Below are 13046 nucleotides of genomic sequence, written 5' to 3'. Positions count from 1 at the left end.
CCACAGAGGGCTCCCGGCCCTCGTCCATTGGCCTGCCTGGTGCGAAAAGCCGGCGCGCTCAGCCTGTTGTGCGTCGCGCGAGCGAGGCCAAGGCCCGAATCTCCGGGGCGCCGAGCGCCCACAGCAAGGCGTACACCACCACGAGGCAGACAGAGCCCAGCACGGCGAGCACGAGGAGGCCGCCCGCGGAACCATGGTCTGACACACAGCGCCCGACCGGCCCAGAAGCTGCGACGAGCGCGAAGAGCGCCGCGCCGAAAGCGCTGGCCGCGGCCACCAAGGCGAAGCCGCGGCCCAACGAGGCGAGGCCGAGCGGACCGAGGGAGCGGCGCAGCAACACGAACCCGATCACCGCGCCGAAAAGATAGCCCAGCCCGTTCGCGACGCCGAGCAGCTCTTGCACGCGCGTCGGATCGCTGCTCGCCACGAGAGCCAGGTACGAGCCCGCGATTTTGACTGCCGTGACCCCGACGACGATCCAGGTCGGCGTCCACGACTCTTGCCGTGCGTAGAACACGCGCAACTGCACGAGCACAACAGCGTAGGGGAGGATGGTGAACGCCGACCAGCTCAGCACCAAACCGAGCGTCTGGGCGTGGGCTTGGTCGAATTTGCCATGGCCGAAAAGGCCGACCCCGATGAGCGGCCCTGCCGCTGTCATCAGGGCGACGACTGGGGTCAGAGCGGCCGAGGTGAAACGGTTCGCGCGCGCGAGATCGGCGACCACCTGCTCGTCGTCCCCGTCCGCGGCGGCCTTGGCGAGCTGCGGGGTCATCATCGTGATGATCGTCACTCCCAGCACGCCGTAGGGCAATTGCAGCAGCAGCCACACGTTTTGGTAAATCGTCGGCCCGCCGCCGTCGACCCGTCCCGCGATCTGCACCGCCACCAAAAAGCCCGCCTGGCTGATGACCACGTAACACACCATCGCGGCAACGGTGCCGCCGAACCGTTTGAGCCGCGAGTCGATCCCCCATCTCGGGCGCAACCGCACCCCCGCCCGGCGCAACGCAGGCCACAGCACCAGGGCCTGCGCCAGTACCCCGGCCGTGGCGCCGCAGCCCAAAGTCCAGAGTTGCGGCGCGGTCAACAAGCCCGGTCGGGGCGAACCGGGCAGGACGGCGAAAAGCAGCAAAGCGGCGATCACCACGAGATTGTTGACGACCGGGGCCCAGGCTCCGGGCTGGAAGCGGCCTCGCTGGTTGAGCACAGCGTTGCCGAGCGAGAACAGGCCGTAAAAGAAAATCTGCGGCAACAGCAGCAACAACAGCTGCGCGACGAGGCGGGCGGGCACTTTCCCGCCGCCATGGTCGAGGAACTGCGGCAACAGCCAAGGCGCGAGGAGGTAGCCGAGCAGCGTCGCCGCCGCGAGCACGGCCAAAGTCAACCCGATCATGCGCTGCGTGAACGCCGAGCCGCCGTCCTCGTCGGCCACCGACGCGCGCACCAGCACGGGGACGAAAGCCTGGGTGATCACTGCGCCCAACACAAGCTGCTCGACCATGTTGGGGATCTGATTGGCGATGGTGAAGGCGCTGGAAACCTCGGGCAGGAGCAGCACCACCACGAGCACGGCCTTCGCGAAACCGGTGATCCGCGAAAGCAAGGTCGCGAATGCGACCAGGCCGCCCGTCGCGACAACGCGCCGGGCGGCGAGCCGCGGCCCGGTCTTCACAGTCTGGGGCTCGGGGCTGTCGGGCTTCAGGCCGCGGGGCTCAGTCGTCATCCGGCGGCAACGCCCCATGCCTGCTCTCGACCAGGGTCCGCTCCCGGAATCCCAGGCCTGCCATCTTGCGGTCGTGCTCGTCGGGTTTCAACCGCCCGCCCGGGCCGCCCTTGCCGGTGATCCGTCGCCAGAGCCGCCGCGCCATGAGCGCGAGCAACAACGCGCCGACCACCGCGGTGACAACGGCGACCAACCCCCGGTACTGGCTGGATTGGACGGAAACCGTCACGAGATTGCCCAAGTTCAGCCCGCTGACTGTTCGCAGCTCGATTTCCACCGGGGAAAGCTTGGGCGCCTTCACCCGCGCGGGCAGGGACAGCACTCGGCTGCCGTGCGCGGGCACCGTCTCCGGCCCGAGGGCGGAAACCTCCACCCCGGAAGGAGCGCGCACCGCGAGTTGGACGCGCATCGAAACCGGCAAACCATTGCGGACCACGACCGGCAAGGAGCCGTCTTCGGTGAAAAGCGTGTACGGCTTGCCCGGATCGACAGGGCAGACCGAAGCTGTCGCGGCGTCCAACGCGGACCCGAGCCGGTCCATGCGCTCCGGGGCGCCGTCCGCGCTGGGGCCGGACGCGAGTGTTCGCAACAACTGCTCGTTCCAGCTTCTCGCGTACCGCTCCGCGGTCATCGGATCGTCGGGTTGGTCGACGATCCCCGCTGCGAGCTGGTCGACGACCCCGCGGACCTGGTTCGCGGCGTCGATGACACTGCCCGGCAGTGGTTTGAGCAATGTTTTCGGCGCGGCGACGGCGACCTCCTGCTCGGCAGTGGCGTTCGCCCCTGCGCCGAAGGCGCGCGGCCCGGAAACCGGATTCCAGGAGATCGGTTTCGCGATGCCCGCTTGCAAGGCGATCGAAGCCGCGAAGATCAGCGCGTCGAAGTCCGCCTGGCTGGGGCTCCACACCGAAGGGGGGACGAGCAGCTCCAGCCCGCCCGTCGTGGGGAGCTGACCAGGGTTGGAGGATTGCAGAGCTGGCCAGAGCAGGGCGGCGACCGCGCTCTGGCGCTGGGCGGTGCGGTCCTGCGGAGGCAGCCCCGGCGAGTTCCGGCTCCCCAAAGAGCCGAGCAATGTGCTGGTCGTGCTGTCGAAATGGACGGCGGCAAGTCCTGGTCCCAGCGCCTCGCTCGCGTCGGGGAGCTCTGTCGCCCTGGGGGTCAGCACCGTGTGAAACCCCTTGGCGGACAACATGTCGGCGACCGGTTTGCCGATCCTCGTGTTCGCCGAGACGATCAGGCCTCGGACCGAGGTGACGGAAAGGAAGTTGTCCACAAAATCCCCGGCTTGGTCGAGGGCGATCTTTTGCAGTTGCGGATCTGCGCTTTGGGCCAGGGCGGCCAGATCGGCGTGCGCGAACGGCATGGCGACGACGCATTGCCCCGCCGTCGCGGCGCGCAGTCTGGCGAGCCAGTCCCGCGCCGCCGCGGAACCTTTGCCCGCGACGAGCCCGTCTCGTGGGGATTGCACGAGGTAGTCGCCGGTCATGGCGTTCACTGTTCGCAACAGGTCCGGGTCGACCGCGACGCAGACCCCTTGGCGCAAGGCATTGGCGGTGGGCTCGGCCGCATGGCGCAACCGCTCGAAGCCCGCGAGCAGCACGCCGAGGCGCCCGTCCGGCGCCAGCTCGCCCGCCAGCTCGTCATCGGTCAGGCGCACAAGCCCGTCGCCCTCGATGGAGCCCGGAGCCCACCTTGGTTCGTCGGCGAACGGGAGCACCAGGCCCAATCGCGCGGGACGGTCGATTTTCGCGGGCTGGGCGGGCAGGCCGGGCGCGGCGGGCAAACCCAACACGGGGAGCAAGAACCGCAGGTCGTCGAGCCGCGCGTGGACGCCGGAGTCCGGGGTGCCGTTGACGTTGACCAGCATCGGGTAGACCCCTGGGTTGGGGATCTGCAATGAGTCGGCGGACCCGCGCAGCGGCAGGGAAAGATGGAACCGCGCCTTCGCGTGCGCGGCGATGTGCTCGGCGATCAGCTGAAAAGGCCCCAACGTGTCATACGTTTCCTCCGGGTCGGTCAGGCTCGCGGCGAGGCCGGCCGCGTCGAGGACGGCGGGCGCCCGCTGCAAACGGGCCTCCACGTCGGTGACAGGCTTGTCGCTGAAATTCTCGATCTCCCCGTCCACGTCCACTGCGTCCTCCCCGCCCGTGGTCACCATGTTCAGGCTGGCCGGGTCGAGGGAGATGCGCAGAAAACTGGGAGCCCGGTCGCGGGTTTGCGGTTCCGCGGACGCTGAGCTGAGCGCCGCGACGAGGCAGAGCGCGCCCAACCAAGCCCCGAGGGCGCGCAGGAGTCCCCGCGCAATCACGGGGCGGCGCTCTCGTCGGCCGAGCCTGCGCTCCCGCCGCCGCGCAGCGGCGCCCTGGCCCCGCCCGCGCGCATCCCTTCGATCAGGTTGTTCGCGATCGCCGCGAGTTTGCGCTCGTCGGCGTACGAGAGCCGAGTGGACAGTTCGGTGAGCGGAACCCACGCGACTTCGGTGACTTCGACGTCTTCGTCGGAAAGCTCGCCGGATTGAAACCGCATGAGATAATGGTGCACCGTTTTGAGCACCCTTTTCCCTTGCCCGTGCAGCCAATAGTCAATGCTGCCGAGGGACGCCAGCACGGTTCCGTCGATGCCCGTCTCCTCTTTGACTTCGCGCACCGCGGCTTGTTCCGCGGTCTCCCCTGGCTCGATGTGGCCTTTCGGCATGGACCATCGCATCCGTCCTGCTTTGTCCAACCTCCCGATGAGCGCCGCGCGGAATTCCTCCGGCGGCCCGTCCAGTCCCGCGACGACGAGGCCTCCGGCCGACGTTTCCCGGTCATGGCGGCGCGGCCGCTGGCTGCGGGGCTTGTGCTTGCGGCGGCGCCTGGGGCGCCCGTCGGGCCGATCGCCCCTGGGCGATTCCTCAGGCCCGGTGTTGTCCGTGCTTGTCATAGTGGTCGATGGTAGCTGCCAAAGCCACTTCTCACAGCCTCTGCGCCCGCCTTTATGCTCAAGTGGTGGCGAAACCGAGTTCGACGAACCCCGAGAGCGGGGGCCAAGAAGACAGAGCTCCCGGAGCAGAGCGCCGGGTCCGCCTCTTAGCCCAGGCGCACACCGCGCTGCACGCCCATGACGGGCTTTTCGGGTCCTTGGCCGAGCGGTTCGCCGACCAGGGGCACCAGCTGTACCTTGTCGGCGGCAGCGTGCGCGACGCCCTCCTTGGCCGATTGGGCGACGACCTGGACTTCACCACCGACGCGAGGCCCGAACACACGCAGAAATTGCTTCGGGGCTGGGCCGAGGAGATGTGGGACACCGGCATCGCGTTCGGAACGGTCGGGGCGCTCAAAAACGGCAACAAGCTGGAAATCACCACCTTCCGCAAAGACGACTACGACCAGAGCTCGCGCAATCCGGCCGTGGATTTCGGCACGGACTTGCGAACCGATCTCACCCGCCGCGACTTCCGCATGAACGCGATGGCGGTGTCGTTGACCGCGCAAGGCTGCGGCGAGTTCGTCGATCCGCTCGGGGGCTTGGAAGATGTGCTCGCCGGAAGGATCGACACCCCGGACACCCCGGAGATCTCCTTCGGCGACGACCCGCTGCGCATGTTGCGGGCGGCGCGTTTTGCCGCGCAGCTCGGTTTCACCTGGTCCCCCCGCGTCGCGCGGGCGACAGTGGACATGGCCGGGGAGATCACACGGATCACCGCCGAACGCGTCGGCGCGGAGCTGCAGAAACTCATCGTCGGCGAACACGCCGTGGAGGGCGTCGAACTCCTGGTGGACAGCGGGTTGGCCGAGTTCGTCTTGCCGGAAGTCCCCCAGCTGCAACTCGCGACTGACGCCGCGCACCACCATAAAGACGTGTACCGGCACTCGTTGGCGGTGCTCGGCAACGCGATGGCGCTGGAGCCCGGCGACCCAGATCCGGTGCTGCGGTGGGCGGCTTTGCTGCACGACATCGGCAAACCCGCGACGCGGCGGTTCGAAGCGGGCGGCGCGGTGAGTTTCCACCATCACGAAGTGGTGGGCGCGAAACTCGCCCGCAAACGCTTGCGCGCACTCGCCTTCCCCAAGCACATGGTGGAAGACGTCGGCAAACTCGTCTTTCTGCATATGCGTTTTTACGGGTACGGCGAGCAATCTTGGACCGATTCCGCCGTGCGGCGCTACGTCGTGGACGCCGGGGAGCTGCTGCCCAAACTCAATCTGCTGGTCCGGGCGGACTGCACGACCCGCAACGCGCGCCGCTCCCGGCAGCTGGCCGCCGCCTACGACCGCTTCGAAGAGCGCATTGCGAAACTCGCCGAAGCGGAGGACCTCGCGAAAGTGCGCCCGGATTTGGACGGCAACGCGATCATGGAAATACTCGGGATCGGACCTGGCCGTGCGGTGGGCGAAGCATGGCATCACCTCAAAGAGCTCCGATTGGAGCACGGCCCGCTCGACCCGCAGGAGGCCAAACGCCATTTGCTCGACTGGTGGGCGAAGCGCTAACGCCCCTTGCGCCAGCAGGGTCGCCGCAGCCCTGTGCCATGGGGGTGTCATGCGCGGCCCGGGAAATGCCATGATGATGGGATGGGCCTTCCGTTCTCCGCACAGATCGAATCGGTCCGTGCGGGCTCCTTGCTGCTCGCCTCCACGGATTTGCGGGGCGACACATTCCAGCGCACCGTCGTCTACATTCTCGAGCACGACGAACGAGGCACCTTCGGGCTGGTGGTGAACCGTCCGACAAAAATCTCCGTGGCGTCTGTCGCTCCCGCATGGGAAGACTTCGCCGCCGAGCCTTGCGTGGTCCACAACGGCGGCCCCGTGCGCAAAGATGGTTTGCTCTGCCTGGGATTGCCCCGCGAAGGCGTTGCCGCAGCCGAGTCCGGGAGCACGGAAAGCCTGGGGTTTTCGGTCGTGGCCCCGGACATCGCCGTGGTCGATTTGGAAGGCGACGCCCAGCTCATCGCCTCCTCGCTCCAATATGTGCGGATTTTCGCCGGTTACTCCGGCTGGGCTTCCGGGCAGCTCGCGGCCGAACTTTCCCGAGGCGCTTGGTATGTCGTGAGCGGGCTGCCCCAGGATGTCTTCGTCGGAGCCGGGGTCGATCTGTGGGGGCAGGTCATCCGCCGCCACGGCGCCCGAGCCGGTGTGCTGGCGACCCACCCGATCGACACGGGGGTCAATTAAAGCGCCGCAGTCCATTCGTTCGGGACGAAGCCCAGTTCAGCGTATTGAGTTGGCGTCTGGGGCCAAGATGTCCTACGATAGACCGGCTCCCCACGGCATGCCCCTTTCGTTCAGTGGCCTAGGACTCCGCCCTTTCACGGCGGCAACGCGGGTTCGAATCCCGTAGGGGGTACGATCCGAGGTGGATCGACAATCCCGTTCGCGGGAATATAAGGCCTTGTGGCGCAGTTGGTTAGCGCGCCGCCCTGTCACGGCGGAGGTCGCGGGTTCGAGTCCCGTCAAGGTCGCACACATCATTGCTGTTCCATGCCAATTTCTATTCTTGCCCGGAACCCCAATCGGCATCTGCGGCTGACCATTCCTTTTCCCCGAGCCCACCGCTCCAGCGCCGAAACCCCTGGCGGCGCCAGCGGAGCTTGCGCCGATCTCTTCGCCCATTGTGTTGCTCTTCCAATACGGTGTTCTTTGGGGCAATGCTCGCCGAAGCGGTGTTTCCCCCCGAAAGACAACTGCTTGTCACTGCGTCAATCACGCGCATGGCGAGTTCCGAGGTGGAGGCCAATAGTATGAGGCCGATGAGCACGTACCCGCCCGTCATCCCAATGCTGCGAGTCTTCCCTGATGGCGGGGCGAGGGCGTTCTATGTGGACTATCTCGGATTCCAGACGGACTGGGAGCATCACTTCGAGCCAGAACTGCCGCTCTATCAACAAGTCTCGCGTGGGCCGTGGGTGCTGCACCTGAGCGAGCATATCGGGGACGCGACTCCGGGCTCCGCCGTGCGATTCATCACCGACGATATCGCCGCGCTGCACAGCGAATTGCGGGCGAAACCACGGGTTCCCGCAGTTCCAAAGATCGAGAGGTGCGATTGGGGCGACGAGCTCCTCGTCCTGGACCCGTTCGGCAATCGGCTGATTTTCCACCAACCATGACGGAAAAGTCGGCTCGGGGCGCTCCGTCCAGAGGGTTTTCCCATCGAGCTGTCCGGGTTTTCCACAGCGAGCATGTTCCGTTTCTGACTCTATATTCTCTGATCGGCCGTTCTCACACCCGCGCATGCCCAGCTTGTCCGCAGAGAACGCAAGAAAAATATGCACATGCTCTGAGCGCCGTCGTGCTCGTTTCGCACCCTCTCTCGAACGCCGAAGCACGGGCCAGGTCACCCGTACGTGTCTCGGGGGCCTCTTCCCCGAACGTGCCGTTCGCCTTTCTTCCAGCTCGGTGCTTTCGGGCCCGTTATTTTCAAAGCACGGACGACTCTTGTTCCCATGTGGTGGGAGAATTTTTCCAGCAACTGGTTTTGCATGAGCCGCAGCTGCGTCGCCCAAGCCGTTGACTCGGCTTGCACATGCAGCAGGCCGTCGGTCAAGTGCAGAGGTTTGGCGTGCGAGGCGATTTGGTCTCCGACGATCATGGGCCACAGCGAGAAAATTTTGCCTTCGGCGAGCTTGGCCGACCAGGTGTCTTTCTTCTGCAACTGGTCGCACAGCTCGGAAAAAGGCTTCGGGTCGCGAACATCCGGTCCAGGGCCGCTCCACCGGAACCGGTCCGGGCGCTGATCGGGCTTCAACCGCCTCGGAACACGCTTTCCCAAAGCGCTTTGGCCGTGGAACTCCCCGATGAGCCTGCGCGCGAGTTCTTCCGCGGAACCGCTCGGATCGTCCTCATGCATCGTCTTCTCCCATAGGTGTCTGCTCCACAAGGATACGAGAGGATTTCGTCCCCCGTGACTCGCCAAGGCTCACCGGCACAACATTCGCCACAAGTCCGTCGGGGACTGTCGCGGGGTCTGCCGCGGTGATGAGGGTTTGCTCCGCTTTTTTGGCCAGGCCGGCAACGACTTCCCGGCGCGGCCCGTCCAATTCGGCGAACACGTCGTCGAGGACGAGGACGGGATCGTGCCCTTCCTCCCGGAGCAGTTCGAAAGCGGCCACGCGCAAAGCGAGCGCGTACGACCACGCTTCGCCGTGGCTCACGAACGCCCGTGCTGCGCCCCCGGCAAGACGCAATTCCAGATCGTCCCGGTGCGGGCCGACCAGGCATTGCCCTCGCCGGAGTTCTTCCTCCCGCAGCTGCGAGAGCCGTTCCATCACCGCGTTGGCGACCTGTGGCTCAGAAGTTTCCCCCACAGGGGCTTCTCCGCCCGTCTCTTCTTGATCGGCGTCTTCGGCGGACATGCGATAACGCAGCTCCGCGTCGTCTGACAACGGGTCGATTGCCGCGTAGCAGCGCCCGACCCTGGGGCTGAGCGCCCGCACAAGATCGAGCCGTGCCACCGTCAGCGCGGCTGCCCGGCTGGCGAATTGCTCGTCCCAGGCTTCCAATGTGGCCCTGGCCTCGTCGTTGCGCGCCGCGCCGCGAGCGCCGCTGAGAGATTTGAGCAAGGTCGCGCGCTGACGGAGCACCCGCTCGAAATCGGCTTTGACGCCGGCCATTCTCGGTTGGCGCACAATCAAAGTCTCATCGAGAAAACGCCGCCGCTCACCTGGTTCTCCACGCACCAGCGCGAGGTCTTCCGGCGAGAAAAACACCGTCCGCAAAATACCCGCCACCTCGCGCGTGGGCCGGTTCACCCCGTTCAGCTGCGCTTTTGTGGCTTTGCCTGGCGCGATTCGCAAACCGACGGTGAGTTTTCGCCCCTCGTTGAGCACCTCCGCGGAAAGGAACGCCTCCGCCGCCCCTCTGCGCACCATCGCGGCGTTCTGCGCGCCGCGGTGACTGGACAAACTGGACAACACCCCCAAAGCTTCGACCAAATTCGTCTTGCCGTAGCCGTTGCGGCCGAGGAACAACGTGCAGCCCTCGTCGAGTCGCATGGCGGCGTGCTCCCAGGAGCGGAAGTCTCGGATCTCGAAAGAGGAGACGCGCACGGTCTACCCTTGCAACCGCACCGGCATCAAGACGTAAACCTGGTCCGGGGCGTCCGCGGTGTAACCCTCCGCAGTTTCTTCTGGCTCGGGGCCGTCCCCGGTCACCAATGCCACTGCTCGGTTCGGGCCGGTGAAGCCGAATTGTCCGCACTCGCCTCGGAAGGTGGACAAGCCGTCGAGCAAGTAGCCGGGGTTGAAAACGACAGAAATAGGCTCGCCCCAGTGCTGCACAGCGAGCTCTTCTTCTGCGAAACCTGCTTCTTCTGCGCCTGCGGACAGTTTGAGCAGCGCGTCCGAACCAGAGCCTTGGAAATCCAAACGGATCTGTGAGCGCCGGGCGGAGACCAGCGAGACCCGTCGCACTGCCTCCACGAGCGGGGCGAGCTCCACTCTCGCCAAGGAGCTGTACCGCTTGGGGATCAACTGGGAGACGTCTGGCAACTGGGCGTCGAGCAACCGGGTGGTGATGCGGAAGGGGCCGGCCTGCACGCCGAGAAGGCTCGGCGAACCGGCTCCCTGGTCCAGCGCGAATTCGACAGGGGCGTCGTCGGTTTCGAGCTGTGTGCGGGCGAATTCGCTGAGAACAGCTGCTGGCACCAATGCCGTGAGGGGCTCTTCGCCGACTCCTTTGCCGTCCCAGACGAGCTTGCGGACGCTGAGCCGGAACCGGTCCGTGGCCGCGAGTTCGATCCCTTCCTGTGTGAACACCAACCGCAGACCAGTGAGCGCTGGCAAAGTGTCGTCCCGGCTGGCGGCCACGCCCACCTGGCTGATCGCTGCGAACAACTCTTTGGCTTGGGCGGAGCCGATGGGCGTCGGATGTTCCGCGAGGCTGGGGAATTCGTCGACCGGCATGCTCGGCAGGGTGAATTTCGCCGAACCGCTGCGCACATGCACTTTGGTGCCTTCCGTTGCGATCCGCACGGAGGGGGAAGGCAGGGCTTTGGCGATGTCGGCGAGCAACCGCCCAGAGACAAGAACCTTCCCTGGGCCGCTGACCTGGGCCGAAAGATGCGCTTGGGCGGTGAGGTCATAATCTGTGCCACCGAGCGAGAGCTCTCCGGTCTCGTCCGCGGACAACAAAAGCCCGGCGAGCAACGGCATGGCGGGCCGGGCAGGGAGACGACGGGTGACCCAGGAGACAGAATCAGCGAAGAGATCTCGGGGCACTTCGAAAGTGAAATCTTCTTCAGACAATCTGTCGTCCTTCAGTCGTGGTGCAGGTCGAGGAGGAACCTGGCCGAAGCCGGCCATGGCTCTCAGTGATTGCAGCCTACGGCACTCGTCAAGCGCCCAGCAGGGTGTGGTCGCGCGGCCGACGGCTCGCACTCCTAATGCTGTGCATTATTTTTCGAGAAATTTTTAGTAGTAGCAGTAGGCTTTGTGGAAACTGTGGATAAACCAGACGCCTGCTGTTCAGTTGGTGTTTGTGTTTGGGGACAGAAGTGGGCGTCAACGCGGGGCTGGCGCCCGCGCTGTGGATCGCCTCGACCCCTGTGGATGTTTGTCCCACTGTTGTCCACAATATAATACTGTTATACACAGGGTAATCCACAGATGTGGAAGACGCCGATAACTGATGCTCTATGAGGCTGCATGTGTCTTTTGTGACTCATGGGGCGGCTTCGAGACCGTGTGGAAAGACAAATATGTGCGGCAAATCACTGTCTGCGCGGCGCGACTGCTGCCCGCAAGGGCTCAGGAGGTCTTGGCGCGCTGGCGCACTCTGGCGGTGAGCTCGTGCACCTGGTCGTACACCTGACGGCGTTCGGCGAGCTCTTTGCGGACTTTTTTGTCCGCGTACATCACGGTGGTGTGGTCTCGCCCGAAGGCTTGGCCGATTTTCGGCAGTGAGAGGTCCGTGAGCTCCCGGCACAGATACATGGCGATCTGTCTCGCTTGGGCCAGCGGCCGCGTTTTCACGGGGCCGCAGAGCTCTTCGATCGTTGTGCTGAAGTACTCGGCAGTCGCTCCCAGGATCACCGAGACGCTGATCTCGAGCGTCGGACTGTCCGGCACGAGGTCTCGCAAGACCATCTCGGCAAGCGCCGAGGTCAGTTTTTGGTGGTTGAGCGACGCGAAGGCGGTCACCCGGATGAGGGCCCCCTCCAGTTCTCGGATATTGCGCTCGATGCGCGAGGCGATGAGCTCCGCGACGTCGTCGGGCACTTCGAGCCCGTCGATATTCGCTTTTTTCCGCAGGATCGCGATCCGCGTTTCCAGTTCCGGGGGCTGCACATCGGTGATGAGCCCCCACTCGAAGCGCGTCCGGAGCCGGTCTTCCAGCGCGGCGAGCTTCTTCGGGGGCCGGTCCGAAGTGATGATGATCTGTTTGTTGGAGTTGTGCAGGGTGTTGAAGGTGTGGAAGAACTCCTCTTGGATGCCCTCCTTGCCCGCGATGAACTGGATGTCGTCGACGAGGAGCAGGTCCACATCGCGGTAGCGCTGCTTGAAGGCGACCCGGCGGTCATCGCGCAGGCTGTTGATGAAGTCGTTCGTGAACTCTTCCGTCGACACGTATTTCACCCGGAAACCGGAGAACAGCCGTTGGGTGTAATGCCCCGCCGCGTGCAGCAGGTGCGTTTTGCCCAGCCCGGAGTCGCCCCAGATGAACAGGGGGTTGTACGCGCGGGCGGGGGCTTCGGAGACCGCGAACGTCGCGGCGTGCGCGAACCGGTTGGAAGCCCCGATCACGAATGTCTCGAAGGTGTACCGCGCGTTCAGGCTCGTCGTGGTGTCCGTGGTGGGGGCCAGCGCGGTCTTCCCCGAGTTCTCGGACGGCGGTTCTTCCGCGGGCCCGGTTTCCTCCGCTTGTGCACCGTCCCCGGCCGCCGCGGCGGATTCTTTCGGCTCGGGTGTTTCTTGGTTCTGGCTCGTGATGCGCAGATTGAGTTCGATCTCTCGGCCCAGTATCCGGCGCAGCGCCGCGGCGATGGGGGCGCGCAACCCTCGGTCGAAGGCGTCCGCCGCGAAACTGGAGGGCACAGAGATCAAGGCGAACCCCTCGCCGAGACTGACTGGTTTCGCGAGCGGGAGCCACGCGCGTTGTTGTTTGGTGAGGGGCGGGTATCCGAAGGCTTCCGTCGCGCTTTCGTCCGACAGCTGGGCCAGCACTTCTGCCCAGACTGCGTCGAAAGGAGATGTTTCTGTCGGCAACGGGATCCCCTTAAAGCTTTGGCCTGTGCTGGGTGTCGGACGGAATAAGCCAGATCAGACAACTGGCGACGCTTTCCCTGGTTTGTTCGGCGGCTGACTTACCCACAGACTTATCCCCAGCTGTGAAGACAGAAA

10 protein-coding genes and 2 tRNA genes are annotated in these 13046 nt (G+C 65.3%); 5 read left to right on the top strand and 7 right to left on the bottom strand.

The features are described 5' to 3' along the window. Positions 1 to 58: 58 nt before the first annotated feature. The 3 genes from murJ to SROT_RS00050 are packed head-to-tail and all read right to left on the bottom strand — an operon-like array spanning position 59 to position 4648. Positions 59 to 1726, bottom strand: a complete 1668-nt coding sequence (murJ, locus tag SROT_RS00060) for a murein biosynthesis integral membrane protein MurJ (RefSeq protein ID WP_041406762.1) — start codon at positions 1724 to 1726, stop codon at positions 59 to 61. Further along, on the bottom strand, positions 1716 to 4034 hold the full coding sequence (locus SROT_RS00055; protein ID WP_013136958.1) for a DUF6049 family protein: 2319 nt from the start codon (positions 4032 to 4034) through the stop codon (positions 1716 to 1718). The genes murJ and SROT_RS00055 overlap by 11 nt, the downstream gene beginning before the upstream one ends. Beyond that, entirely contained in the window at positions 4031 to 4648 is a 618-nt protein-coding gene (locus SROT_RS00050; RefSeq protein ID WP_013136957.1) for an NUDIX hydrolase, read from the bottom strand. Before SROT_RS00050 ends, SROT_RS00055 begins: the two co-directional genes overlap by 4 nt. An 8-nt stretch (positions 4649 to 4656) precedes the next feature. Here SROT_RS00050 and SROT_RS00045 point away from each other — a divergent pair, with 8 nt between their 5' ends. The 5 genes from SROT_RS00045 (at position 4657) to SROT_RS00025 (ending at position 7817) form a co-directional block, all read left to right on the top strand. Next, positions 4657 to 6198: a CCA tRNA nucleotidyltransferase gene (locus tag SROT_RS00045; RefSeq protein ID WP_013136956.1), complete on the top strand. Its 1542-nt coding sequence runs from the start codon at positions 4657 to 4659 to the stop codon at positions 6196 to 6198. A gap of 81 nt (positions 6199 to 6279) precedes the next feature. Beyond that, on the top strand, positions 6280 to 6882 hold the full coding sequence (locus SROT_RS00040; protein WP_013136955.1) for a YqgE/AlgH family protein: 603 nt from the start codon (positions 6280 to 6282) through the stop codon (positions 6880 to 6882). 99 nt (positions 6883 to 6981) lie between these two features. Then, positions 6982 to 7054, top strand: a tRNA-Glu gene (locus SROT_RS00035). Between the two features lie 41 nt (positions 7055 to 7095). Next, a tRNA-Asp gene (locus tag SROT_RS00030) sits at positions 7096 to 7169 on the top strand. Between the two features lie 288 nt (positions 7170 to 7457). Beyond that, positions 7458 to 7817, top strand: coding sequence for a glyoxalase superfamily protein (locus SROT_RS00025; protein WP_148223281.1), 360 nt, complete (start codon positions 7458 to 7460; stop codon positions 7815 to 7817). Positions 7818 to 8044: 227 nt separating this feature from the next. Here the strand turns inward: SROT_RS00025 and SROT_RS00020 are convergent, their stop codons facing one another. The 4 genes from SROT_RS00020 to dnaA all read right to left on the bottom strand — a co-directional run bounded on the left by SROT_RS00020 (position 8045) and on the right by dnaA (position 12911). Next, a complete protein-coding gene (locus SROT_RS00020) occupies positions 8045 to 8557 on the bottom strand; it encodes a DciA family protein (RefSeq protein WP_013136953.1) in 513 nt (170 codons plus the stop codon). Then, on the bottom strand, positions 8550 to 9755 hold the full coding sequence (gene recF / locus SROT_RS00015) for a DNA replication/repair protein RecF (RefSeq protein WP_013136952.1): 1206 nt from the start codon (positions 9753 to 9755) through the stop codon (positions 8550 to 8552). Before recF ends, SROT_RS00020 begins: the two co-directional genes overlap by 8 nt. Before the next feature lie 3 nt (positions 9756 to 9758). Then, on the bottom strand, positions 9759 to 10952 hold the full coding sequence (dnaN, locus tag SROT_RS00010) for a DNA polymerase III subunit beta (RefSeq protein ID WP_013136951.1): 1194 nt from the start codon (positions 10950 to 10952) through the stop codon (positions 9759 to 9761). Positions 10953 to 11453: 501 nt separating this feature from the next. Continuing rightward, complete coding sequence (dnaA, locus tag SROT_RS00005) at positions 11454 to 12911, bottom strand: chromosomal replication initiator protein DnaA (protein WP_041406758.1); 1458 nt, start codon at positions 12909 to 12911, stop codon at positions 11454 to 11456. Positions 12912 to 13046 lie beyond the last annotated feature (135 nt).

This window comes from Segniliparus rotundus DSM 44985 (assembly GCF_000092825.1).
Classification (GTDB): domain Bacteria; phylum Actinomycetota; class Actinomycetes; order Mycobacteriales; family Mycobacteriaceae; genus Segniliparus; species Segniliparus rotundus.
The sequence above is the reverse complement of the archived record's forward strand: the minus strand, read 5'-3'. Positions and strand labels throughout refer to the sequence as shown.

Coding starts and splice junctions, on each gene's coding strand:
- murJ (WP_041406762.1), bottom strand. CDS start 1,726: ATGACGACTGAGCCCCGCGGCCTGAAGCCCGACAGCCCCGAGCCCCAG.
- SROT_RS00050 (WP_013136957.1), bottom strand. CDS start 4,648: ATGACAAGCACGGACAACACCGGGCCTGAGGAATCGCCCAGGGGCGAT.
- SROT_RS00045 (WP_013136956.1), top strand. CDS start 4,657: ATGGTAGCTGCCAAAGCCACTTCTCACAGCCTCTGCGCCCGCCTTTAT.
- SROT_RS00040 (WP_013136955.1), top strand. CDS start 6,280: ATGGGCCTTCCGTTCTCCGCACAGATCGAATCGGTCCGTGCGGGCTCC.
- SROT_RS00025 (WP_148223281.1), top strand. CDS start 7,458: ATGAGCACGTACCCGCCCGTCATCCCAATGCTGCGAGTCTTCCCTGAT.
- SROT_RS00020 (WP_013136953.1), bottom strand. CDS start 8,557: ATGCATGAGGACGATCCGAGCGGTTCCGCGGAAGAACTCGCGCGCAGG.